15 protein-coding genes and 2 riboswitches are annotated in these 26,175 nt (G+C 29.8%); of the genes, 13 read left to right on the top strand and 2 right to left on the bottom strand.

Annotated features, from left to right (window positions below):
- The first annotated feature begins 163 nt into the window (after positions 1 to 163).
- From OXH55_RS10915 to OXH55_RS10875, 9 genes are all read left to right on the top strand, one after another.
- A complete protein-coding gene (locus OXH55_RS10915) occupies positions 164 to 997 on the top strand; it encodes a class II fructose-bisphosphate aldolase (protein WP_268049992.1) in 834 nt (277 codons plus the stop codon).
- Positions 998 to 1,071: 74 nt separating this feature from the next.
- Positions 1,072 to 2,088: a LacI family DNA-binding transcriptional regulator gene (locus OXH55_RS10910; RefSeq protein ID WP_268049991.1), complete on the top strand. Its 1,017-nt coding sequence runs from the start codon at positions 1,072 to 1,074 to the stop codon at positions 2,086 to 2,088.
- A gap of 186 nt (positions 2,089 to 2,274) precedes the next feature.
- Positions 2,275 to 3,267, top strand: a complete 993-nt coding sequence (gene iolC, locus OXH55_RS10905; RefSeq protein WP_268049990.1) for a 5-dehydro-2-deoxygluconokinase — start codon at positions 2,275 to 2,277, stop codon at positions 3,265 to 3,267.
- A 41-nt stretch (positions 3,268 to 3,308) separates the two neighbouring features.
- On the top strand, positions 3,309 to 5,171 hold the full coding sequence (iolD, locus tag OXH55_RS10900; RefSeq protein ID WP_268049989.1) for a 3D-(3,5/4)-trihydroxycyclohexane-1,2-dione acylhydrolase (decyclizing): 1,863 nt from the start codon (positions 3,309 to 3,311) through the stop codon (positions 5,169 to 5,171).
- A gap of 74 nt (positions 5,172 to 5,245) precedes the next feature.
- Complete coding sequence (iolE, locus tag OXH55_RS10895) at positions 5,246 to 6,145, top strand: myo-inosose-2 dehydratase (RefSeq protein ID WP_268049988.1); 900 nt, start codon at positions 5,246 to 5,248, stop codon at positions 6,143 to 6,145.
- Positions 6,146 to 6,188: 43 nt separating this feature from the next.
- Positions 6,189 to 6,983 carry a 5-deoxy-glucuronate isomerase gene (locus OXH55_RS10890; RefSeq protein ID WP_268049987.1) on the top strand — a complete coding sequence of 265 codons (795 nt, stop codon included), beginning with the start codon at positions 6,189 to 6,191 and terminating at the stop codon, positions 6,981 to 6,983.
- A gap of 155 nt (positions 6,984 to 7,138) precedes the next feature.
- A riboswitch (TPP riboswitch) is annotated at positions 7,139 to 7,246 on the top strand.
- A 149-nt stretch (positions 7,247 to 7,395) separates the two neighbouring features.
- Positions 7,396 to 8,709, top strand: coding sequence for a phosphomethylpyrimidine synthase ThiC (thiC, locus tag OXH55_RS10885; protein WP_268049986.1), 1,314 nt, complete (start codon positions 7,396 to 7,398; stop codon positions 8,707 to 8,709).
- Positions 8,710 to 10,074, top strand: a complete 1,365-nt coding sequence (gene purF, locus OXH55_RS10880; protein ID WP_268049985.1) for an amidophosphoribosyltransferase — start codon at positions 8,710 to 8,712, stop codon at positions 10,072 to 10,074. It begins immediately after the preceding gene.
- 78 nt (positions 10,075 to 10,152) lie between these two features.
- Positions 10,153 to 11,979, top strand: coding sequence for a YcaO-like family protein (locus OXH55_RS10875; RefSeq protein ID WP_268049984.1), 1,827 nt, complete (start codon positions 10,153 to 10,155; stop codon positions 11,977 to 11,979).
- 57 nt (positions 11,980 to 12,036) lie between these two features.
- On the opposite strand, the gene OXH55_RS10870 is transcribed toward OXH55_RS10875, so the two are convergent.
- Complete coding sequence (locus OXH55_RS10870; RefSeq protein ID WP_268049982.1) at positions 12,037 to 12,312, bottom strand: hypothetical protein; 276 nt, start codon at positions 12,310 to 12,312, stop codon at positions 12,037 to 12,039.
- Between the two features lie 188 nt (positions 12,313 to 12,500).
- On the opposite strand from OXH55_RS10870, the gene OXH55_RS10865 reads away from it, so the two are divergent.
- Positions 12,501 to 12,857: a hypothetical protein gene (locus tag OXH55_RS10865; RefSeq protein ID WP_268049980.1), complete on the top strand. Its 357-nt coding sequence runs from the start codon at positions 12,501 to 12,503 to the stop codon at positions 12,855 to 12,857.
- Here the strand turns inward: OXH55_RS10865 and OXH55_RS10860 are convergent.
- The gene (locus tag OXH55_RS10860) at positions 12,838 to 14,196 is read right to left on the bottom strand and encodes an MATE family efflux transporter (RefSeq protein WP_268049978.1); all 1,359 of its coding nucleotides are present in this window, start codon (positions 14,194 to 14,196) and stop codon (positions 12,838 to 12,840) included. The genes OXH55_RS10865 and OXH55_RS10860 overlap by 20 nt on opposite strands.
- 264 nt (positions 14,197 to 14,460) lie before the next feature.
- Positions 14,461 to 14,633: riboswitch (Lysine riboswitch) on the top strand.
- A gap of 144 nt (positions 14,634 to 14,777) precedes the next feature.
- Here OXH55_RS10860 and OXH55_RS10855 point away from each other — a divergent pair.
- The 3 genes from OXH55_RS10855 (at position 14,778) to OXH55_RS10845 (ending at position 26,131) form a co-directional block, all read left to right on the top strand.
- Complete coding sequence (locus tag OXH55_RS10855; RefSeq protein ID WP_268049971.1) at positions 14,778 to 15,977, top strand: aspartate kinase; 1,200 nt, start codon at positions 14,778 to 14,780, stop codon at positions 15,975 to 15,977.
- Between the two features lie 25 nt (positions 15,978 to 16,002).
- Positions 16,003 to 17,301, top strand: coding sequence for a diaminopimelate decarboxylase (lysA, locus tag OXH55_RS10850; protein WP_268049970.1), 1,299 nt, complete (start codon positions 16,003 to 16,005; stop codon positions 17,299 to 17,301).
- Between the two features lie 184 nt (positions 17,302 to 17,485).
- Positions 17,486 to 26,131 carry a GH36-type glycosyl hydrolase domain-containing protein gene (locus OXH55_RS10845; RefSeq protein WP_268049969.1) on the top strand — a complete coding sequence of 2,882 codons (8,646 nt, stop codon included), beginning with the start codon at positions 17,486 to 17,488 and terminating at the stop codon, positions 26,129 to 26,131.
- The last annotated feature ends 44 nt before the right edge of the window (positions 26,132 to 26,175 follow it).

The raw sequence follows: 26,175 nt of genomic DNA, 5'->3' as shown, positions 1-26,175 counted from the left end.
TACATAATGAAAACAAATAATAATAAAAAAAAATAAAAAAAAATAAAAAAAGATAAGAAAAAGTATTGAAAAATATACAAAAAAGTAATAGAATGAATTCAAAGATAAAGTAAATATTTTCAAATGTATTTTTATGTTTTATATTTTGAAAGGAGATTAAAATATGCTAAGCAACTTAAGGGAAACAATACAGCATGCTTCTAAAAATAATTGTATAGTTCCAGGATTTAATATATTTGGATATGAAGATGCTATTTCTGTAGTTAGGGCAGCTGAAGAGATGGATGCTCCAGTGCTATTAATGACGAATAAGTTTGCTATTAATTTTATGCCAGTTGAATATTGGGGTAAGATATTAGGTGAAATAGCTAAAGATGCTAGAGTTCCAGTATCTATTCATTTGGATCATGGTAAAGATTATGAAACAATAGCTAGAGCTATTAAAAGTGGATATTCTTCTGTTATGTATGATGGTTCTCAGTTACCTATTGAAGAGAATATCAAAAATACAAAAGAAATTGTTAAATTAGCTCATGCATTAGATGTATCTGTAGAAGCTGAAATTGGTTCTGTAGCATATAGTGATGTTTCACTAGAAGAGTACAAGCCGTCATTTACAAAACCGGAAGAAGCAGAAAAATTTTATAAAGAGACAGAGGTAGATTGGCTTGCTGTGGCAGTTGGTACTGTTCATAAAATGCAGATTCAAAATGCAGATATTAAATTTGACTTAATAGGAAAAATTAAGGACAAAGCTAATGTGCCGCTTGTTGTCCATGGTTCTACTGGTATATCAGATGAAGATCTTAAAAAGTTAAAAAATTGTGGTATTGGTAAAATAAATATAGGAACAGCTTTGAGAATGGAATTTGGTAATACTATAAGAAAAGAAATGGAAAAAAATCCACAAGAATTTGATAGAATGTATTTCACTGAAAAAGCAATGGTTAAAGTTAAAGAAAAAGCTAAAGAAAAGTTTAGATTACTAGGATTTTAGTATATAGTAAATTTTAAGTAAAATTACGTGCAATATAAGTGAATAATTACATGTAAAGAAGGTGATTTGAAAATTTGACTACAATAAAGGAAATTGCTGAAATTGCTGGAGTTAGTCACTCTACGGTATCACGTAGTTTAAATAATAGTTCGTTGATTTCTGAAAAAACGAAAATAAAGATAAAAAAAATAGCAACAGAGTTGAATTTTGAATTTAATTCCAGCGCACAATCTTTGAATACGAATAAAACTGGAACTATTGGTATTATTTATCCAGAACAAACAGCAGAGATTAGAATGAGTGTATATCTTACTTCTTTATTAAATGATATAAGAGGTATTTTAGAAAAAGAACTTATAGACAGTATTGTTAGTTTCCCTAAAAATAGGTTTACCATGAAAAGCAATATAAAAAGGTTAATTAGCAAAAAGAAAGTTGATGGATTAATGATTGTTCATTCTGATATAAATTCAGAAGATTGGGACTATATTAGGGAATCGAGAATACCGTGTATATTTTTACATTATATGCCTAAATTACACATGAAAGCAGAAGTGGATTTTGTAAGTACTGATCATTTTGTAGGAGGAATTTTAGCTACAAGTCATCTTATACAATTAGGGCATAAACGTATTATGTGTCTAACAGGTAATAAAACTGAAGAAGAAGTTAAGCAAAGAATAAGTGGTTACACATCAGTATTTAAACAAAACTGTTTACCAGTAGATACTAAATTGATATTTGAAGGGGATTTTTCATTTGAATCAGGCTACAATATTGTGAAGCAAAATATAGATATAGTTAAAACTGTAACTGCTATTTTTGCACAGTCAGATTTAATGGCTTTAGGCGCTATTAAGGCTCTAAGAGAAATAGGAGTAAAAATTCCTCAAGATATAGCTATTATAGGATATGATGATTTGGATATTGGTTCTTATTTTTTACCTTTACTTACAACTATTCGTCAACCTAGAGAACAAATTGCTAAAATCGGATGTGAAAGATTACTTCAACTGTTAAATGGTAAACAAATACATTCACATCAAAGTAAGTTTGTGCAGCCGAGATTAATTATAAGAGAAACTTGTTAAGAAAAGATATTATTTTTGCATTGCTATGCAACTGTGTGCATTGGTTTATTATAATTTGTGCATTAGATAATAAGTTATAACTTGTGCATTTATGTTGCGAAGAATTAACATTTAAAAAATAATATTTAATTTATATAATTTACTAATGTAAGTTGCAAATGTTTTAAATTTGAGGAGGTGCTTAAAATGAGCAACATACTAAATTTTGATAAAAACAAGCCAATGGATTTAATAGCTATAGGAAGGGCAGGTATAGATTTAAATCCAAATGAGATAAATAGACCATTAGAAGAATCAATGACTTTTACTAGACATGTAGGTGGCTCTCCAGCTAATATTGCAGTTGGTACAGCTAAACTAGGAATGAAAACTGGATTTATAGGAAGAGTATCAGATGATGGTCTTGGAAAATATGTTATAAATTATTTTAAAGAGAACAATATAGATACTTCTGGAATTGTAGTAGATAACACTGGAGCAGTTAATGGACTTGCTTTTACAGAAATTAAAAGCCCTACTGAGTGTAGTATAGTTATGTATAGAGATAACGCAGCAGATTTAAAAATAAACTTAAAAGATATAAATGAAGATTATCTTAAGAATTCAAAAGTATTTCTAATTTCAGGAACAGCTTTGGCAAAAAGTCCTTCTAGAGAGGCAGTATTTGTTGCATTAGAGTATGCTAGAAAAAATGGATGTATCGTAATATTTGAATTGGATTATAGACCATATTCATGGAAATCTAAGGAAGAAACAAGTATTTATTATAATTTAGCCGCTGAAAAGTGTGATGTTATTATTGGTACTAGAGACGAGTTTGATGTGATGGAGCATATAACTGATTCAGAAAATTCTGATGATTATAAGACAGCAAAAAGATGGTTTAAATATAATGGAAAGCTTGTAGTAATTAAACATGGTAAAGATGGATCAATAGCTTATACAAAGGATGGAGAAACTTATGAAGGCAGAATTTTCCCATCAAAAGTATTAAAAACTCAAGGTGCAGGCGATTCATATGCTTCAGCATTTATATATGGGTTAATGCAGGAGTGGTCTATTGATAAATGCTTAGAGTTTGGTGCTGCTTCCGCTTCAATTGTTATTTCGCAGAATAGTTGTTCTAGTGCAATGCCTTCAGTTGAGAAAATTCAGAACTATATTAAACAATTTAAATAAAAAATAAAACAATTTATAAATTTTAATGGGGAGGTATAAAAATGAAAACTGTAAGAATGACAATGGCTCAGGCACTTATTAAATTTTTAGATAATCAATATGTAGAATTCGATGGTAAAGAAGAAAAGTTTGTAAAAGGTGTAATGGGGATTTTTGGTCATGGTAATGTAGTAGGACTTGGTGAAGCATTAGCTACTTATGAAGGAGATTTCCCATATTATCAAGGAAAAAATGAACAAAGTATATCAGATGTGGCTATTGCATATGCAAAACAAAAAAATAGAAGACAAATATATGCATGTACTGCATCTATTGGACCTGGTTCGTTAAATATGGTTACAGCAGCAGGAACTGCAACTGTTAATAGAATACCAGCTTTATTCTTACCAGGAGATGCTTATGCAAATAGACAACCAGACCCTGTACTTCAACAAGTAGAAAATGGTACAGATTATAATATAACTGGCAATGATTCTTTTAAAGCTGTTAGTAAATATTGGGATAGAATAGCAAGACCAGAACAATTAATGACAGCTGCAATTAATGCTATGAGAGTTCTTACAGATCCAGCTGAAACTGGTGCAGTAACTTTGGCATTACCTCAAGATGTTCAAGGAGAAGCATATGATTATCCAGTAGAGTTCTTTGAAAAAAGAGTGCATAGAATAGAAAGACGTGCAATAAGCAAAAGAACTTTAGAAATGGCAGGACAAGCGTTACTTGCCAGTAAAAAACCTGTTGTTATATGTGGTGGTGGAGTAAGATATTCGGAAGCAGGAGAAGCTCTTAAGTCTTTTGCGACTAAATTCAATATACCTATTATGGAAACTCAAGCTGGAAAAGGAACTATTCCTTGGAGTTTTCCTTTAAACCTAGGTGGTTCTGGAGTTTGTGGAACAAAAGCATCTAATGTAATTGCAAAAGATGCAGATTTAGTGCTTGCTATTGGAACAAGATTAAATGATTTTGTTACGTCATCAAAATATGCATATCAAAATCCAAATGCCAAAATAGTAAATGTTAATATTAATGGTACTGACTCAGTTAAGATGAACGCTATTTCAGTAGTAGCTGATGCAAAAGATGCTTTAGAAAACTTAGAAAAATATCTTGAAGATAACAATTATAAGTCAGCTTATATAGAGGAGATAGAAAAAGCAAAACATGATTGGAAAGAAATTTTAAGAGAGATGGAAAAAATAGAACTTGAAGATGGATTATCTCAGACAAGAGTATTAAGAGAGTTAAATAAATTATTAGGTGAAGATGATATAATTGTTTCTGCATCTGGAAGTTTACCATCAGATTTAGAAAGAATATGGAATCCAGAAAAACCAAACACTTATCACTTAGAATATGGATTCTCATGTATGGGGTATGAAGTTCCAGCAACATTAGGAGTAAAAATGGCAGAAATGGATAAAGAAGTATATACTTTTGTTGGAGATGGTGGATACTTAATGGCTCATACTGAACTTTATACAAGTATTCAAGAAGGAATTAAAATAAATGTTCTTCTATTTGATAATTCAGGACATCAATGTATTCATAATCTTCAAAGAAACCAAGGAATAGGAAGTTTTGGAACTGAATTCCGTTATAGAGAAGATAATACCAATAAACTAACAGGTCAATATGCACCTATAGATTTTGCAGCAAATGCTAGAAGTTATGGAGCTAAAGGATATACTGTAACAAATCTTCAAGAATTAAAAGAAGCTATTGAACAATCTAAAAAAGATACTGTATCTACATTAATAGAAATTAAGGTTAAACCAGGAACAATGACAGATGGATATGAAAGTTTCTGGAGAGTTGGAACACCAGCTGTTTCTGAAAAGAAAGAAGTTAATGAAGCATATGAAACAATGAAAGACATGGTTTCAAAATGCAAACCATATTAATAGATAATTATTATTATAAAAAATAATATTATATAAAAATTATATAAAATTAAAAGATATAAGGGGGATATAAAATGTTAAACAAAGATAAAGTAAAATTAGGATGTGCACCAATAAACTGGACAAATGATGATTTACCAGAATTAGGAGGAGAGCTTACATATCAACAATGTTTAAGTGAAATGGCTCTTGCAGGATTTACAGGAAGTGAAATTGGTAATAAATATCCAAAAAATATTGATGAACTAAAAAAAGCTTTAGATTTGAGAAATATGTGCATTTGTAATGCTTGGTTTAGCTGCTTTTTTACAACTAAAGACGAACAAGAAACTATAGATGAGTTCATAAAACATAGAGATTTCCTTCATGATTTAGGTGCAAAAGTTATTGGACTTGCTGAATGCGGAAGAACTATTCATGGTGATGAAAAAATGCCAATATTGTCAAAAGCTCCAAAATTATCAGATGAGGAATTTAAAAAATTAGCTAAGGGATTAGAAAAATTAGGAAGATTAGCTAAAGAAAAAGGAATGGAAATAGCATATCACTATCATATGGGAACGGGAGTTCAATCATTAGAAGAACTTGATAAACTTATGGAAATGACTGATCCAGAATTAGTAGGAATAGTATTTGATACAGGACATGCTACATTTGCAGGAGAAAATGCAGTTGAAGTTTTAGGAAAATATGCTAATAGAGTTAAGCATGTTCACTTTAAAGATGTTAGAAGTAACATTTTAGAAAAAGTTAAAAAAGAAGATTTAAGCTTCTTACAAGCTGTTAAAGCTGGTATATTTACTGTTCCAGGAGATGGAGATATGGTTGCATGGGATGAAGTGTTTAAGATACTAGATGAAAGCAATTATGAAGGATGGTTAGTTATTGAAGCTGAACAAGACCCAGGAATTGCAGATCCATTAGAATATGCTCAAAAAGCAAGAACATTTATTAATGAAAAAACAGGACTATAATAGAGAGAAATTTATAATATGAAAATAGGAGATGTTATAGCTCATGAAGAAATTTGAACATAAAAATGGATTTGAAGTTGGTTATAATAGTGTTGTAGACATTGATGGAGAATATAGCAACTATTTAATGGATTTTGGAATATTAAGAATGTCTAAAGAACAACAAGAAGTAAATAAAGAAGAAAAAGAAAGAGCATTCTTATTAATTGAAGGTGAAGTTACTTTTGAATGGGAAGGCAATAAAGTAAATGCTAAAAGAGAATCATTTACTGATAATAATCCGTGGTGCCTGCATGTTCCTAAAGATGTGGAAGTTAAAATAACTGGAGTTTCAGAAAATACTGAAATAGCAGTTCATAAGACAAAAAATGATATTGTATTTGCATCAAAACTATATACAGAAAATGACTGTAGAATTGAAGTTAGAGGAAAAGGAACAATGAATGAAGTAGGTACTAGAATAGTAAGAACTATTTTAGATAAATCTATATCTCCAGATGCTAATTTAATGCTAGGAGAAGACGTTCACTATCCAGGAAAATGGTCAGGATTCCCTTCACATTATCATCCACAACCAGAAATTTACTATTATAAATTCAAACCAGAAAATGGATTTGGATTGTTAAAGCTTGGGGAAGAAGGGGTATTACTTAGACATGATGATACTGTTATGATAGAACCAAATTTAGTACATCCTCAAGTAGCAGCACCTGGATATGCAATGTATTATATATGGGTTATAAGACATTTAGATAATAATCCATATATTAAACCAATATTTACAGATGAGCATAAATGGTTAGATGATCCAGATGCCAAAATATGGCCAGAAAAATAATATTAGTAATAAAGTTTGAAGCAAGAATTAGTAATAATTCTTGCTTCAAAATCGTTAATGTAGAATTTATATATTAAAACTTGATATTAAAGATTAATAAAAATAGTTTGATAAATTGAAAGAATATGTTATAATTTTCTTAGTAAGTTAAAATTGAATAATTCTAGGGGAGCCTATAAATAGGCTGAGATAGAGATAATTAGCTCTGACCCTCATAACCTGATTTAGTTAATTCTAACGTAGGGAAGAACTTTATGTATATGAAAACACAATTTTTACGCTATATAAAGTTGTGTTTTTATTATGTAATTATACGATTACATAGTTTATATAAGTATTTATGAGGGAAGCAAATTTTGCTTCCCTTTTTTATTTAAATAATTGCTAAATAAAAATGAGGAGGAAATATAAAATGAACTATACAACACAAATGGATGCTGCAAGAAAAGGAATAGTAACAAAGGAAATGCAAATGGTAGCTGAAAAAGAAGGAATGAAAGTTGAAGACTTAATAAAATTAGTTGCAAGAGGGAAAGTTGCAATACCTGCAAATAAAAATCATAAAAATTTAGAGGCAGAAGGTGTAGGTAAAGGGCTTAGAACTAAAATAAATGTAAACCTTGGAATTTCTAAAGATTGTAATGATATAGAAAAAGAACTTGAAAAGGTTAACTTAGCTATTGATATGAAGGCTGAAGCCATAATGGATTTAAGTTGTTTCGGTAAAACTCAAGAATTCAGACAAAGATTAGTAGGCATGTACCCAGGTATGATTGGAACAGTACCTATGTATGATGCTGTTGGGTTCTATGATAAAGAGTTAAAAGATTTAACTGCTGAGGATTTGTTAAATGTTATAGAAACTCATGCAAAAGATGGAGTAGACTTTATGACTATCCATGCTGGTATAAATAGAGAAACAGCAGAAGTTTTCAAAAGAAATCCAAGACTTACTAACTTAGTTTCAAGAGGTGGAACTTTAATGTTTGCTTGGATGCAGTTAAATGGTAAAGAAAATCCATTCTATGAACATTTTGATAAAGTTTTAGATATATGTGAAAAATATGATGTAACTATAAGTTTAGGAGATGCTTGTCGTCCAGGTTCAATTGCAGATTCTACAGATCCAAGCCAAATTAAAGAACTAATGATTTTAGGAGAACTTACAAAGAGAGCTTGGGAAAGAAATGTACAAGTTATAATAGAAGGACCAGGACATATGGCTTTAAATGAAATAGAAGCAAATATGTTACTTGAAAAGAAACTTTGTTATGATGCACCTTTCTATGTATTAGGACCTATAGTTACTGATATAGCACCAGGATATGACCACATAACAAGTGCTATAGGAGGAGCTATTGCAGCATCAAATGGAGCAGACTTTTTATGTTATGTAACTCCAGCAGAACATTTAAGACTTCCTGATTTAGATGATGTAAAAGAAGGAATTATAGCAACTAAAATAGCTGCTCATGCTGCTGATATAGCAAAAGGAATTAAGGGAGCAAGAAAATGGGACAATGAGATGAGTGAAGCTAGAAGAAATCTTGATTGGAATAAAATGATTGAACTTGCTATAGATTCTGAAAAGGCAAAAAAATATAGAGAGAATTCTAGACCAGAAGATGAAAAAACATGTACTATGTGTGGAAAAATGTGTGCTGTTAGAAACATGAATAAAGTAATGAGTGGAAAGAATCTAAACGTTTTAAGAGATGATGACTAGATGTATAAAGAGAATGATAAATTCAAAGAGGAATGTGGAGTTTTTGGAATATTTTCTAGAGAAAAAATAGATGTTTCTCTTTTAACTTACTATGGCCTCTATGCTTTACAGCATAGGGGGCAAGAAAGTGCAGGTATAGTTGTTTCGGACAGAGAAAAATTAATTTCCTATAAAGGTATGGGACTAGTTTCTCATGTTTTTAACGAAAAGGTTTTAAATAAAATGAAAGGAATATCAGCTATTGGTCATGTAAGGTATTCTACTACAGGAGATAGTAGTATTATAAATGCTCAACCATTGCTAACTGAATTTAAATTAGGGCAAATTTCTATAGCACATAACGGAAATTTAATAAATGCTGATAAGTTAAAGAATAATTTAAAAAAAGAGGGAAGTAATTTTCAAACTACTACTGATTCAGAAGTAATATTAAATCTTATAGCTAGAGAAAAGAAAAAAAGTATTGAAGAAGCTATTTGTGAGGCAGCAAAGAATATTAAAGGTTCCTATGCTTTAGTTATATTAACTAAGGACAAGTTAATAGGAATTCGTGATCCAAAAGGCATAAGACCTCTTTGTCTAGGGAAAATAAACAATAATTACATTATTTGTTCAGAAAGCTGTGCTTTGAATGCTGTCGGAGGAGAATTTATAAGAGATATTGAACCCAGTGAAATGATAGTTATTGATAATAATGATATTAAATCAATTAAGTTTTCAAATGAAAGAAAATATGCTTCTTGTGCTTTTGAATACATATATTTTGCAAGAGAAGATAGTGTTATAGATGAAATAGAAGTTTATTCTTCAAGAGTTTTAGCTGGGAAAGAGCTATATGAAGAGCATCCTGTAAATGCTGACATAGTAATTGGAGTACCTGATTCAGGTATTCCAGCAGCTATGGGATATGCAGAAGCTTCTGGTATACCTTATGGAGTAGGATTTGTGAAAAATAAATATGTTGGACGAACATTTATAGCACCTTACCAAGAATTAAGAGAAAAGAATGTTTCAGTAAAGTTAACTCCTCTTAAATCTAACATTGAAAATAAACGAGTTATAGTAATAGATGATTCTATGGTAAGAGGAACTACTAGTAAAAGATTAGTAAATTCTCTAAAAAAGGCAGGTGCTAAGGAAGTACATTTTATTATTGCTTCTCCAATTGTAAGACATTGTTGCTATTTGGGAATAGATACCTTTCATAAAAAAGAAATAATAGGATCTTCTATGAATATAGAACAAATAAAAAATATTTTAGGAGCAGATAGTTTCTATTATTTAAGTTTAAAAGGTCTACATAAAGTACTTGGGGGAAATAAGAATTTTTGTTTTGGGTGTTTTAATGGAGAATATCCCTTTTAGTGATACAATTCATATTTAATATTATTTGAAAATATAATTTATATTGTAGCTAATATAAGGGGGAAGTGAATTAAATTAATGGAGTCATTACGTAAAAGAAAATACAAAGATGATCTACCCAAAAATACTATTAACAAAATTAGAAGTACACTTGGAAAATTAGGAATTTTAACAGTAGAAACAAATTGGAAGAATTCAGCTGATGGTTTTTATTCTGTAAGAGTATCAGTTGAAAATACTAATTTAGGTACTAATGGAAAGGGGACTACTCAGGAGTATGCTTTAGCTAGTGCTTATGGTGAGTTTATGGAAAGACTACAGAATGGAGCTTTTTTTAAACTATCTATGGATATGAGTCAAGAAGCACTAGAGTATAAAGGATTTTACTATGCTCCTGATGAAAAATATATAAGTATTGAAGAATTATTAAATAGTACAGAAGATTGGAGTAGAATACAATTAGGAAATTTAAGTTCAAGTATAGGTAAAAAAGAACTTTTGAAAAAATGGTTACCTGTTTCTTACGAGGATGTTCCTTCAGATTTTGTAACTTTGCCTTATGTAAATTTAAGAAATAATAAGTTGTCTTATATACCTATTAAGATGATTTCAAAGATGTATATGTCTAATGGAATGTGCGCTGGCAATAGTGTGGAAGAGGCACTAGTTCAAGGATTATCAGAAATTTTTGAAAGAGTTGTAAATAAGGCAATTGTAAAAGATAAAATTACTCCACCTACGATACCTACTAAATATATACAAAAATTTCCTGGAATATATGATATGATAAACAAAATAGAATCAAGTGGTAATTTTAAGGTTATAGTTAAAGATTGTTCTTTGGGAGAAGACTATCCAGTTATAGGAGTAATTTTCCTAAATAAAGATGATCAAACCTATTTTGTAAAATTTGGTTCTCATCCAATATTTGAAATTGCTATAGAAAGAACTTTAACTGAACTTCTTCAGGGTCAAGATATTAAAAATATGATGGGAGTAAAGGACTTTTCTTATAAAAAGAAAATTAAGGATGAAGAACAAAATTTGATAAGTATACTTGCAAATGGTTCAGGTTTTTATCCTAGTGAATTGTTTAGTGAGAATTTCAGCTATGAATTTAATGGATTTGCAAGGATTAAAGGACAGAGTAATAAAGAAATATTAGATTATTTAATTAAATTATTAGAAAAAAAAGGGTATGAAGTTTTGGTTAGAGATGTATCATATTTAGGCTTTTCTAGCTATCATGTAATTGTTCCAGGATTTAGTGAAATTGAAAAAATTGATGATGTAAAGCCTATTGATAAGTATTCTGAGTATAATAAGATGAAGAGATATATAAGAAATTTAGATAATGTGTCCAATAAAGAATTAGAGGAAATGATTAATTATTTTAGTAGTATAGATTATAATCATGAAGCTTCTATAGTAGGTTTATTAAGTCTTCCTGCAAAGAATGTATTTCCTTGGTACTATGTAAATATTGATTTGTTTATCACAGCTTTATATTATAAAATAGGTAAATTTGATAAGGCGTATAATCAATTTGATAGATATCTGAATTATGTTAAAATTAATTCTTATAATAAAGGAATAATGACTTATTATAAATGCGTTAGGGACTATATAGGAACTCGTATGGATAATTTAGATAAAATGGATACTATAACAGTTTTAAGTAAATTTTATCCTACAATTATGATTAAAGAAGTAATAAACCTGTTTGGAAATGAAAAAGAAATTTTTAGACGTTATGGACAATTAAAATGTTGGAATTGTAAAAAATGTGATGTTAAAGGATCATGTTCATATCATACCGTTGAAAAAGTATATAAGACTTTGAAGGATAGCTATGCTTTAAATAAAATAAATCAGCAAGATATAAAAAGACAATTAAATCTATAATAAAAAATGTGAGTCAAAAAGAATATTTTGACTCACATTTTTTATTATATTAATAATTTAATCCTCGTCTTCCTCTTCTTTCATATCCATAGGAGTCATGCATTGCATGCAAGACATAGAATCCATAGGTTTCATAGACTGCATTGATTGCATTGATTGCATTGATTGCATGCATTGCATAGACTGCATTGATTGCATTGACTGCATACATTGCATAGACTGCATAGGTTGCATAGGTTGCATAGAGCACATAGACTGCATAGGTTGCATAGGCTGCATAGATTTCATACAACTCATTGAATACATGCTAGTCATAGAATCCATTGATTTCATACAAGAATAAGTATGCATATAAATTTTACACCTCTACAAATTATTTTCACACAATAGTAGTATATGGAAAATACAAAATTTGGTTACTGATATTTTTTAGTATTTAAATTTGTAATTGTCTTGTAACAATTTAGTTATTTAGGCAATGTATACTGTATATTAGATTAAAGTATTATTGGGGGAGCACTATGAATAAGAAAATATTGATATTGCTTTTAATATTATCAGTTATATTAGGGGGCTGCTCAAGCTTATCTGATGAAAAAAGACATAATAAATTCAAAAAGCAAATGTTACAAGAAAATAGGTTGAACGATATAGATTTAGAAGAAATAAAAAATGGGTACACAAAATCATCTATTACCAACAATAAACAATGTAAATCTTTTAAGTTTAATCATAAAAATATAAAAAATTCATACAGAGGACGACAAAATATTTTTATTATATGGAGTATAGATTTTAAAAGAATAGTAAGAAGAATCATAAAAAAATACTTTTTAAAGAATACAGACAGAAAAAATTTTAGAGAGTTTTATTTTTAAAAGACATTTTTTTAAGTTGCCTTTTAGAAATTGGTATTGTAATAAGAATTGAAAGTAAATCAGCTATAGGAAAGGAAAACCAAATTCCTAAAACTCCAAGATTATGAATATTAGGCAAGAACAGAACAAATGGAATAAACAATATTACTTGTCTTAGTATTGAAAGAATAAAAGAAGTCAAAGCTTTACCTAAGGCTTGAGAAAGTCCTAAGCAAGTCATTTGAATTCCAATAACAGGAGTCATTACAATAACAATTCTTAAAGCAGATATTCCCTTTGATAATAAAGCTTTATCTCTATTAAATAAGCCTATAATTTGAGAAGGAAATAGTTCGCCAATAAGTACTCCTATGATAGTAATTAAAGTTGAAAAAATAATGGTAAGTTTTATTGCTTCTTTAACTCTAGACATATTATTGCAACCGTAATTATATCCAACTATAGGCTGCATACCTTGAATCATACCATTTAAAGGCATGAATAAAAATAGGGTTACTTTATGAATTATACCGTAAATTGCAATTGATAAATCACCACCATAATATGCTAGGGAATTATTTAATAGAATGGCAACAATACTTCCAGATATTTGAACTGCAAAAGCTGAAAAGCCTACAGAAAGAATTTCTTTTATAATATTTTTTTGAGGAATAAAATATTTAGTTTTTATTGTTATAGAGGTTTTATTGCTGTGTAAGTAGTTAATTATATATAGAAATGAACCTAGTTTTGAGAGAATAGTTGCTAGGGCAGCGCCTTTGATTCCCATATAAAATATAAAGATAAAAATATAATCTAGTATTATATTTAGTACAAAACCTATAATCATTGATATCATAGCATCTTTTGAATTTCCTTCCGCTCTAATTAAATTATTTGTAGAAACACAAAAGGGAAAATATAAGCTGCCTATAAATATTATCTTTGTATAATCTCTTGCATAAGGAAGTATATTTTCCGTAGCACCAAAGAGTTTTATTATAGGCGTAGTAAATATATATCCCAAAGTAGAAAAGATAATTCCAATGATTCCTATACATAGAAATGAGTTTCCTGCAATATAGTTTACTATTTCCATATCTTTTTTTCCAAGATTTCTAGATATCATAGAGCCAGCACCAACTCCAATAAGAAGGGAACAAGATAGGATTATCATTTGTATTGGAAGTTGTATTGCAACTCCGCCAATGCCAAGAGTTCCAATTCCTCTACCTATAAAAATGGTATCCACAATATTATATAATGCATTTACAAACATTGCTATTGTAGCGGGTAGAGCTAATTTAAAAAGAACACTGCTTACTTTAGCATTATTAAGCATTTCTTCTCTGTTATTCATTTAAACACTCCTATCTTTTTAAAAGTAGCTAGAAACCAGTTGAAAATTATCATAAAGTGTTAATTATATATTTATATATAATATAGTATATTGTTTATTGGTGTTAATCTTAACTATATTGTTATAAATATTTTTATTTATGCATCAACAATTGTATTAGGGATGAATAAAATATATAATATAACTCTAAATTATTTCAAATAAAGTGTTGCACTATTTAAAATCTTATGATAAACTAAGTACAATTTAATAAAAGAATTAGTTGCCTAGGGTAGAGGTGCTGTAATTAAGAGTATTTATTCGGAGCTGGCAAGCTTTGATGAGTGAAGAAAGGAATTACGGCCGAAGAAAATAAATTGGTAAATTTATTTTCTGGCTTTGCACAAAATATGTGCAGGGCTGTCACGTAAGCATTTACGTGAAGAGCTACAAGGTACACTGAGTTGCGGATATTATTTATAATTGCAGCGGGAGTGTTCCTTGCTGCAATTATTTTTTTTTATTATTTATACAAATATTTAAAAGGGGCTAATACTATTGACATTTGTCATATATCAACTATAAATCAGGGGGCTTAGTACATGAGTATTGTAGTACAAAAATACGGAGGAAGTTCTGTTTCTTCTACGGAAAAAATTAAGAATATTGCAAAAACTTTAATTAAAAGAAAAAAACAGGGGGATGATCTTGTAGTTGTAGTATCTGCGATGGGGGATACTACAGATGATTTAATTACCTTAGCTAAGGGGATTTCAAATAATCCAGATAAAAGAGAATTAGATGTTCTTTTGTCTACAGGAGAAATGATGTCATGTGCTCTATTATCTATGGCAATTAAGGAGTTAGGATATGATTCAGTAAGTTATACAGCTTATCAAGTAGGTATTAAAACAAAAGGACAATATGGAAAATGCTTAATAGATGATATAGATTCTACTAAAATTGTAGAGAGTATTAAAGAAGGAAAGGTTGTAATAGTAGCAGGTTTCCAAGGAATTAATGAAAAAGGGGATATTACAACTTTAGGAAGAGGTGGATCAGATACTTCAGCAGTTGCTCTTGCTGTTAAACTTAAAGGTATATGTGAGATATATACTGATGTAGATGGAATTTATAGTGTAGATCCTAGAAAATATAAAAATGCAAAAAAATTAGATTTTATTGATTATGAGGAGATGCTGGAATTATCAAGTTTAGGTGCGCAAGTTATGCATTCAAGATCAATTGAGCTTGCACAAAAATATGAAATACCAATATATGTGGGGTTAAGTAATAGTGATATTAAAGGAACAATTATCAAGGGGGTAAATAAGATGAATTTAGAGAGCAAACCGATAACTGGACTTGCAACAAGTGATGATGATATTGCTGTAACTTTAAGAGATATAGATGCAAATATAAATATACTTTCTAACTTATTTGAATCTGTAGGAAGTAAAAAAATAAATATAGATATGATAAGCCAAACAGCACCTATAAATGGTAAAGTGAATGTATCTTTTACTATTCCAAGAGATGAACAGAAAGAGTGTATGGAGATTATTAAGAATTTTTCCAAAATGCAAAATATATCAATTGATGATGATGTAACTAAATTTTCTGTAGTAGGAATAGGTATGAAAAATACATCAGGGGTGGCGGCTAAAATGTTTAGGGTATTTAGTGAAAATGATATAGAAGTAAAAATGATTACAACATCAGAAATCAGAATTACTTGTGCAATAAGTCAGCAGGATAAGACAAAGGCAATAGAAATTGCAGCAAAAGAATTTTATCTTTAAATATTTTTAAAATGGGGGCTATAAAATGAAATTATTTGGAAGTATGGAGACAAAAAATGATCAATTATATATAGGTGGAATGAGTACTATTAAGTTAGCAAAGGAATTTGGAACTCCTTTATATGTAATGGATGAAGAACTTATTCGTGAAAACTGTAGAAGGTATTACGAAAGTTTTAAGGCAAAAGCGGGAATTAATAGAGTAGCTTATGCTGGAAAGGCATTTTTAACTATAGCTATGTGTCAAATTATAGCTGAAGAAGGATTGTGCTTAGATGTAGTTTCAGGAGGAGAATTATATACAGCTCATAAAAGTAATTTTCCTATGGAAAAAATATATTTTCATGGAAACAATAAAACTCCTGCAGAAATAGAAATGGGTATTAAATTGGGAGTTGGAAGATTTGTTGCAGATAACTTTTATGAAATAGAAAAGATAGATGAGATAGCTAGAAAATATAATAAAACTCAAAAAATTCTTTTAAGAATAACACCAGGAATAGAGGCACACACTCATGAGTATATTAAAACTGGACAAATAGATTCTAAATTTGGTTTTACATTGTTGGAAAATGAGACAATGAGAGCAGTACAAAAAGCAAATTCGCTTTCGAATATTGAACTTATGGGATTTCATTGTCATATAGGTTCACAAATTTTTGATATTCAACCTTATCGTGATGAAGTGAATATAATGATGGCATTGATTAAAGATATTAAGGAAGAATTAGGTTATGAAATAAAGGAATTGGATTTAGGTGGGGGTTTTGGAATTTATTACGAAGAGGGGGATGACCCTTGTGAACCAGAAAACTTTTGTGAAGCTATACTTGAAGAAGCAAATAAAAAAGCAGAGGAATTTAATATAAAATTACCAATGCTTACAATAGAACCAGGAAGGTCTATTGTTGGTAATGCAGGAATAACTTTATATACTGTAGGGTCTATAAAAGAAATTCCAGAGGTTAGAAAATATGTAGCAGTAGATGGTGGAATGACTGATAATATTAGACCTGCATTGTATAATGCACAATATGAATGCGTAATAGCAAATAGAACGAGTACTTCTTGTAAGGAAAAAGTCACTGTATCAGGTAAATGTTGTGAATCAGGAGATATATTACTAAATAATGTAGAGATACCAAAGGCTAAAAGTGGAGATATTCTTGCTGTCTTAACTACTGGAGCTTATGGATATTCTATGGCTAGTAATTATAATAAGATACCAAGAGCAGCAGTAATTTTAGTTAAAAATGGAGAGGCTAAAGTTATTTGTAGACGCCAATCTTATGAAGACTTAATATTAAATGAAGTGCATCTTTAAAATTTAAATAAATTGACAGTCAAATTTAATAAAATATATATTTTAAATAAAGGATATATGCTGAAAGAGAACAGTATATGTCCTTTGTTTATTTTTTGTTTAAGATTATATATTTTTGGGAACAATAATCAAGCATAAATTTTTAATCAATAAATGAGATAAACATAATGAAGGGGTGGCTGAAATGAATTATATAGCTTATATAATAGGGCTTATACTTATAGTGGTAGCAGCAATTTACATAATTTTTAAAAGGGATAATGAAAGAGAAAAAAATATTTTAGAAGATATGCCTGTAATAGATGTGAATAGAGAAGATTTAGAAAAGCATGCTGTTGAAATAGCTAATCACTATTCAAGTACAAAAAACACTAATTCTAAAAGAAAACTCATAAGAAATTTGGATAAAAGCTACAATACAATAATAAATGGATATGAATATATTGACAAAGACGTAAGGGAGAAAAAGGAAGTTGTTCCAGCAGCAGAGTGGCTTTTGGATAATTTATATCTAATAGAAAAAGAATATAAACATATAAAGTATAGCATGCCAGAAAAATATTATAAAAATTTACCTATAATTGATAAAGGAATAATGATGGGATATCCGCGAATATACCATATTGCTGTTGAATTAGTATCTCATACTGATGGAAGAATAGATGAGGAGACTATAGAAAGATTTGTAAAATCATATCAGACGAATACTGTTCTTACAACTGGAGAAATTTGGGCTCTACCTATAATGCTTAGAATAGCTTTAATACAAAATATAAGTAAGATTACGGAAAATATAGTTTTTGCTCAAAAAGAAAAAAGAAGAGCTGATGTAATATCCGATAGATTAATTGATGCTTTAGCTGATAAAAGAATAGAAGAGGAATTAGAAAAGATAGCTAATGAAGATATAATGTTTACCTCTCATTTTACTGAAAGGCTTTTAAAGGTTCTAAGAGATAATGGAATTGATGTGGAAGCTGTATATAAATGGATAGATGAAAAGTTAGAAGTACAAGAGACTAATTCAGAAAAAGTAATAAGTTTGGAACATCATAAACAGGCTGATTACCAGTTTGCAATGGGAAATTCCATTAGTTCAATTAGAGCGGTAGAGGCGTTAAATTGGAGACAGAGTTTTGAGAGACTTAGTTTTGTAGAAAATATCTTAATAAAAGATCCAGCTCAAATTTATGAAAAGATGGATTTTGAATCTAGAGATTATTATAGGCATATGGTAGAAAAGCTTTCTAAAAGAACAAGAAAGCCAGAGTCCTTTATAGCCAAAAAAGCTATTGAATGTGCAGTTGATGCAGAGGAAATACAAGGAAAAGAATATGAAAAGCATGTAGGATATTATATTCTTGATAAAGGCTTAGAATGTTTAAAAACAAAAGCTGGATTTAAAAATAAGGGCATAAATAAAATTAGGAATAATATTAAAAAACATGCTGTTGGATATTATATTGGAACAATAATTTTATTTACAGCAATAACTATGGGGATATTTATATCACTAAGTTATATTAATGATTTTGAAAGAGTGCTATGGAAATATATTATAGCAGGTGTGGTTTTAGTAATTCCATGTAGTGAAATTGTAATATCTATATTAAATTGGAGTGTTAATCACTTAACTACTCCAAGATTTATTCCTAAGTTAGAGCTTAGAGAAGGAATGGGAGAACAAAATAAAACCATAGTTGTAATTCCTACTATTATAAATAATGTTAAAAAGGTACATGAATTAGTGAATAATATGGAAGTATATTTTTTAGCTAATTGCGATAGAAATTTATACTTTGCTCTCTTAAGTGATTTTAAGGATAGCAGCAAAAAAGAAGAAAAAGAAGATAAAGAAATAGTTGAAGTGGCTTTACAAGAGATAAAGAAGTTGAATGAAAAATATTCTAAAGGTAGAGAAGATATTTTTTATTTTTTAAGTAGATATAGGAAGTACAATGAAAAAGAGGGAAAATGGCTTGGATGGGAAAGAAAACGTGGAAAGCTTATGGAATTTAATGACCTAATCAGAGGAAGTAAAAAAACAAGTTATGATGTGATAAGTGGAAATATCAGTGAACTTAAAAAGGCAAAATATATTGTTACATTAGATAGTGATACACAACTTCCTAGAGATACAGCAAAGAAGTTAGTAGGAGCAATGGCACATATTTTGAATATACCTCATATTGAAAAAGATAGAAAACGTGTTTTTAGAGGATATGGAATAATGCAGCCAAGAGTAGGAGTAAGTACTATTAGTGCAAATAAAACATGGTTTTCAAGAATATTTTCCGGAGAAACAGGTATAGATACATATACTACTGCTGTATCAGATGTATATCAAGATTTGTTTGGAGAAGGTATTTTTACAGGAAAAGGAATATATGATATTGATACTTTTAATTATATGTTAAAGGGAGAAATTCCTGAAAACTCAATACTAAGTCATGATTTATTAGAAGGAGAATATTCTAGATGTGCTTTGATTACTGATTTAGAGTTAATAGATGGATATCCTGCTTACTACAATGCTAGTACTAAAAGGCTTCATAGATGGGTTAGAGGAGATTGGCAATTACTTCCTTGGTTTAAAAATAAAAAATCTTTAAGACCGTTGTCTAGGTTCAAAATGCTTGATAATTTAAGAAGAAGCTTACTTTCACCTTCAATCATGATTTTGTTTGCTTTGTCCTTTAACTTTTTACCAGATGGAACTGATAAATGGATAATTGCAGCAATTTTAGCTTTAATAAGTCCACTACTTTTTGATGTAAGTGAAACTGTTGTTTCACCAATTCGTGGAATTAGTTTATCAGGAAAAATTAACAGTGGAAAAACTGCTATTGAACAAGTATTTTTAATATTTTGTTTTTTACCTTATACAGCATACTTAATGGTAGATGCAATAGTTAGAACTCTCTATAGACTAGTCATAAGCAAAAAAAATCTTTTAGAATGGCAGACTGCTGCTGATGTGGAAGCAAAATCAGGAAAAAAATTAAAGGATTATATAGCATCTATGTGGACTGGAAGTTTAATTTCAGCAGGTATACTTACAATAGCATTTTTAAAATCTATAAGTTCTGGATTATTTATGATTCCATCTTGTACTTTATGGTTTATAAGTCCTTATATAGCTTATTATGTAAGTAAAGATATTAAGGATAAAGAAGTTCAATTAACAGACCGTCAAGAAAAAATACTAAGAAGAATAAGTAGAAAGACTTGGGCATATTTTGAGGATTTTGTTAATGAAAAGGATAATTGGTTAGCTCCAGATAACTATCAAGAGAATCCACCTAATGGTATTGCATCAAGAACATCTCCTACTAATATTGCTATGGGATTAACTTCTAATTTGGTAGCTTATGATTTAGGATATATAGGACTTGAAGAAAATTTAGAAAGAATAAGTAATATCATGGATAGTATGGAAAAACTAAAGAAATACAAAGGACATTTTTATAACTGGTATAATACTGAAACTATGAGTCCACTTAATCCTAAATATATTTCAACAGTTGATAGTGGGAATTTAGTTGGTTATTTATGGGTTATAGCAGAAAACTTAGAAGAATATAAAAGCAATTCATCTATAAATAGTAACATGATGAATGGTATATGTGATACTCTTTCTTTGGCTGATGAGGAATTAGAAAAAGAATTAGGGTTAAAAAATACCTATGCAGATATAATAAATAAAATTAAAAATAATAATTTAGATATAGTATCTTGGAAGAAAATACTTTCTGATATTTGGAGTAAAGCTATTGATATAGAAAAATCTAAAAATGATACAGAACTTTATTGGAATAACAAAGTAAAGAATACTGTAGCTAAAGCTTTGGGTGAGATGCAGAGAATTTTACCATGGATAGACTTGGTAAATGAAAAAAAAGAAGAAATAGGAGAAGTATATGATAAATTAAATACTTTAGCTTTAAAGAATCCATTAAATTGTTTTAATAAAGAATTAGATAATATAGCTAAAGAATGTAAGAAGTTTGATAAAGATTTGGGTCAATTATTAAAAAATAGTAAAGTAGAGATTGAAAAAGTATTGGTAAAAATAGATAAACTTAAAGATATGGTTAACCGTATTGCTAGAGATACAGACTTTACAATGCTTTATGATAAAAAGAGAGGCTTATTTGCTATTGGTTATGATATTGAGAAGGATAGCTTAGGAAAGAGTTACTATGATTTATTAGCTTCAGAAGCAAGGCAAGCAAGTTTTATGGCTATTGCAAAAGGAGATGTAGATCAAAAACATTGGTTTAAGCTTGGAAGAGCTATGACAATAATGGGAAAACGTAAAGGGTTAGTTTCATGGAGTGGAACTATGTTTGAATATTTAATGCCTCTATTAATTATGAAATCTTATCCAGATACACTTTTAAATGCCACTTATAAAGCTGTTGTAGAAGGACAAAAAGGATATTGTAGAGGAAAAAAAGCACCGTGGGGAATATCAGAATCAGCTTTTAGAAGCTTTGATGTAAGTAGGAACTATCAATATAAAGCTTTTGGCGTACCTGGTATAGGCTTAAAAAGAGGACTTAGCAATGAACTTGTTATTTCACCATATTCTACTGTTATGGCACTTCAAGTAGATACACCAGGTTCTATAAGAAATATGGAAAGACTTATAGCTGAAGGATTAGAGGGAAGATATGGTTTCTATGAAGCTGTAGATTATACAAAAGATAGAATACCAAAGGGGAATAAAAATTGTATAGTAAAATGTTTTATGGTTCATCATGAAGGAATGAGCTTAATGGCTTTAGATAATGTATTAAAAGATAATATCCTTCAAAGACGATTTCATAATATTCCAAAGGTAAAGGCAACAGAATTATTACTTCAAGAAAAAATTCCAAATAGGATTATTTATGAAAGAGAACAGAGATTTGAAGTTTCAGATGTAACTTATGATAGACAAAATGTAATAGCTAGAAAATACAATACAGCTATTACAGAAACTCCTCATACACAGTTATTATCTAATGGAAGTTATTCATTAATGATTTCTAATAGTGGAAGTGGATATGGTAAAAAAGATGATATGACAGTTTATAGATGGAAGGAAGATGTAACTTTAGACGCAAGTGGAATGTTCTTCTATATAAAGGATGTTAAGAGTAATAAATATTGGAGTGCAGCTTATGAACCTTGTAAAAATGAAGGTAATAAGTATGAGGTTATCTTTTCTTTAGATAAAGCTGAGTTCAAAAGAGAGGATAATGATATTGCGACCTATACTGAGATTGCAGTATCTAATGAAGATGATGCAGAAGTAAGGAGAATTTCTATTACTAATCATGGAAATGAAGCTAAAAATATAGAAATAACCAGTTATTGCGAAGTGACGTTAGCTCCTTTAAATTCAGATGTAGTACATCCTGCTTTTAGCAATCTTTTTATAAGAACAGAGTTTATTCAAAATCCTGAGTGTATTATTGCTAATAGAAGACCAAGAGCAAAAGGAAAGAAAAAACCTTTTGTTGTTCAAACTATTGCTTTAGATGGAAATTCTGTAGGAACTGTACAATATGAAACTAGTAGAGTTAACTTTATAGGGAGAGGAAAAAATTTAACATTTCCTAGTGCTATGGAAGGAGATACTCCTCTTCAAAATACTGTAGGAGCTGTACTGGATCCTATAATAAGTATAAGAAAGAGAGTAAGAATAGAACCAGGAGATACTTGTATACTTGCTTATACAACAGCAGTTGCTGATTCAAAAGAAAACGCTGTTGAGCTTGCTAAAAAGTACAGTGAGTTTAATAATATTAATAGAGTATTTGAACTTGCTTGGACACAAAATATAGTTGAAATGAAGTATTTAGGTATAAAAGCACCACAGGCTAATCTTTATCAATCGATGGCTTCTAAGATACTATATTTAAGTCCATTGTATGAGAAGCGTTCAGAATATATAAAAACTGTGGAAAAAAGTCAGCCATCTTTATGGAAATATGGTATATCAGGAGATACACCTATTGTTCTTGTAACTATAAAAGAAGAAAAACACAAAGATGTAGTAAGACAAATGCTGAATGCTCATGAATATTGGAGTACAAAAGGATTGAAGGTTGATCTTATAATATTAAATTTACAGGAAACAGCATATACACAGCCGCTTCAAGATTCTATTAGAGATTTAATTGCAACAAGTCATGCGAGAGACAAACAAAACAAGTCAGGAGGAGTATTTTTAAATAATAAGGCCACTATTGAAAAGGAAGATATTGATTTATTGATGGCTATTGCCAGAATAGTTATAGAAGGAGATAAAGGTCTTGTTGTAAGTCAGATTAAAACAGAGAAAAAACAGAAAAAAAATATGGAACTTCTGCCTGTTGTTAATAAGAAACACGTATACAAACCTTATAATTTTAATGTAAATAAACTTCATTATTTTAATAACATAGGAGGTTTTGATTTAGAAAATGATCAATATGTTATTCATTTAAAGGATGGAAGAAATACTCCTGCGCCATGGATAAATGTTATTGCAAATAGGAATTTTGGATTTCATGTTTCAGAAAGTGGATCAGCTTATACATGGTATAAGAATAGTAGAGAAAATAAGATAACAACTTGGTCAAATGATTGGGTAAGTGATACGCCTTCAGAAGTTGCTTATTTAAGAGATGAAGAAACTGGAGATGTATGGAGTATTACACCAAAACCTATTAGAGATAGTGGAGAGTATATTATAGAGCATGGTTTTGGATATTCCAATTTTAAGCATGAGGCATATGGAATAATTGGAGAAATGACAATGTTTGTACCTAAAGAAGACAATGTTAAATTGTGTAAAATTATTTTGAAAAATAATTCTAAAGAAGATAGAAAGATGTCTTTAACTTATTTTGCACAGACTGTTTTAGGGGTTGTACCACAACATACAGCTACTCATATAGCCACTTCTTTAAATAGTAAGAAAAAATATATTTCAGCTCAGAATCCATATAGTGAAAACTTTGGAAATCTACATGCTTATTTAAAGGTTGTAGGAGGAGAACAAGAAAGTTTTACTGGAAATAGAAAAGAATTTATAGGAAGAGGAAAAAGTATAGAGAAACCAGAAGCTTTAAAAAGAATTAGACTTTCTAACTCAGTAGGAGGAGGTTATGATCCTTGTCTTTGTGAAAATGTAAAATTTAGTATTAAAGCGGGAAAAGAAAAGTCTCTCTTAATTATGCTTGGAGAAGATGAGAGTATAGAAGCTGTAGAGAGAGTAATTAAAAAATATGAAAATAAAAAAAGGGCAGAAGAAGAATTAGATAATGTTAAAAATTATTGGAAACAATTACTTCATACAATTAAGGTAAAAACTCCTGATAAAACAATGGATATAATGTTAAATGGATGGTTATTATATCAAACTATAGTATGTAGAATTTGGGCTAGAAGTGCATTTTATCAATCAGGAGGAGCTTATGGATTTAGAGATCAGCTTCAAGATGTGATGGCTGCAGCATATGTTGATCCTAAGATGGCTAGAGATCATATAATTTATAGTGCTTCTAGACAATTCTTAGAAGGTGATGTACAGCATTGGTGGCATCCGGGAGTTGATAGTGGTATAAGAACTAGATTCTCTGATGATTTATTATGGCTTCCATATGTAACAGCAGATTATATAAATAGAACTGGAGACTATAGTGTACTTGATGAGGAAGCATATTATTTAGAAGATAGACCATTAGACGAGGGTGAGGACGAAAGATATACTATATCTAAACGCTCAGAACAAAAAGGATCTATTTATGAACACTGTATAAAAGCCATAGAAAGAGGTTTAAGATTTGGACCTCATAATATACCTCTTATGGGTTCAGGAGATTGGAACGATGGAATGAGCGAAGTGGGAAATAAAGGAAAAGGTGAAAGCGTATGGCTTGGATGGTTCCTATACAGTATACTAGATAATTTTAAAGAGATATGTAAAGTAAGAGGCGATGAATATAGAACACAAAGATATGATGAAATGAAAGATTTTATAAAGGAAAATTTAGAGAAAAATGCTTGGGATGGAAATTGGTACAGAAGAGCATATTTTGATGATGGAACTCCACTTGGTTCTATCGAAAATGATGAGTGTCAGATAGATTCCTTATCACAATCTTGGGCTGTGATTTCAAATGCAGGAGATAAGACTCGTATTAAAGAAGCTATGAATGCTTTAGAAAAGTATCTTATTAAAGAGGATATAGGAATGGTATTCCTACTTACACCTCCTTTTGAAAGTGGTAGAGAAGAACCAGGTTATATAAAAGGATATGTTCCTGGGGTACGTGAGAATGGAGGACAGTATACTCATGCAGCAACTTGGGTGGTTCTTGCAATGACAAGACTTGGTTATGGAGATAAAGCTTGGAAAATTTACAATATGCTAAATCCTATAAATCATACAAAATCTTATTATGAATGTGAAAGATTTAAAGCAGAACCTTATGTAATGACTGCGGATGTATATGGTAGAGAACCTCATATAGGAAGAGGAGGTTGGAGTTGGTATACAGGTACATCTGGATGGATGTATAGAGTAGCTATTGAAGGAATTCTTGGACTTAAATTCAGAGGAGAAAAAGGTTTTGTTGTAGAGCCTACTGTTCCAAAAGATTGGAGAGAATTTGAAATTGAGTATAATAGGGGAGAATGTAAGTATATTATAAAAGTTACTAAAGGTGAAAAAAATAAAGTAAAAATGGATGGCAAGGTATTAGAAGATAATATAATTCCATACATGGGATCAGGAGTTCACCACGTAGAAGTTCTTCTTCAACCTGAGATGGCACTTGTTGGTAAAGTATAGAATAGTGTTGTAAATAAATTAGCGGCATGAAAAGTTGATTAAAA

Source organism: Clostridium ganghwense (assembly GCF_026735165.1).
Taxonomy (GTDB): domain Bacteria; phylum Bacillota; class Clostridia; order Clostridiales; family Clostridiaceae; genus Clostridium_H; species Clostridium_H ganghwense.
This window is presented reverse-complemented; position numbering and strand designations above follow the sequence as displayed.

Excerpts from the sequence above, each read along its gene's own strand:
- OXH55_RS10915 (WP_268049992.1), top strand. The coding sequence starts at position 164 with ATGCTAAGCAACTTAAGGGAAACAATACAGCATGCTTCTAAAAATAAT.
- iolC (WP_268049990.1), top strand. The coding sequence starts at position 2,275 with ATGAGCAACATACTAAATTTTGATAAAAACAAGCCAATGGATTTAATA.
- iolD (WP_268049989.1), top strand. The coding sequence starts at position 3,309 with ATGAAAACTGTAAGAATGACAATGGCTCAGGCACTTATTAAATTTTTA.
- iolE (WP_268049988.1), top strand. The coding sequence starts at position 5,246 with ATGTTAAACAAAGATAAAGTAAAATTAGGATGTGCACCAATAAACTGG.
- OXH55_RS10890 (WP_268049987.1), top strand. The coding sequence starts at position 6,189 with ATGAAGAAATTTGAACATAAAAATGGATTTGAAGTTGGTTATAATAGT.
- thiC (WP_268049986.1), top strand. The coding sequence starts at position 7,396 with ATGAACTATACAACACAAATGGATGCTGCAAGAAAAGGAATAGTAACA.
- purF (WP_268049985.1), top strand. The coding sequence starts at position 8,710 with ATGTATAAAGAGAATGATAAATTCAAAGAGGAATGTGGAGTTTTTGGA.
- OXH55_RS10875 (WP_268049984.1), top strand. The coding sequence starts at position 10,153 with ATGGAGTCATTACGTAAAAGAAAATACAAAGATGATCTACCCAAAAAT.
- OXH55_RS10870 (WP_268049982.1), bottom strand. The coding sequence starts at position 12,312 with ATGAAATCAATGGATTCTATGACTAGCATGTATTCAATGAGTTGTATG.
- OXH55_RS10865 (WP_268049980.1), top strand. The coding sequence starts at position 12,501 with ATGAATAAGAAAATATTGATATTGCTTTTAATATTATCAGTTATATTA.
- OXH55_RS10860 (WP_268049978.1), bottom strand. The coding sequence starts at position 14,196 with ATGAATAACAGAGAAGAAATGCTTAATAATGCTAAAGTAAGCAGTGTT.
- OXH55_RS10855 (WP_268049971.1), top strand. The coding sequence starts at position 14,778 with ATGAGTATTGTAGTACAAAAATACGGAGGAAGTTCTGTTTCTTCTACG.
- lysA (WP_268049970.1), top strand. The coding sequence starts at position 16,003 with ATGAAATTATTTGGAAGTATGGAGACAAAAAATGATCAATTATATATA.
- OXH55_RS10845 (WP_268049969.1), top strand. The coding sequence starts at position 17,486 with ATGAATTATATAGCTTATATAATAGGGCTTATACTTATAGTGGTAGCA.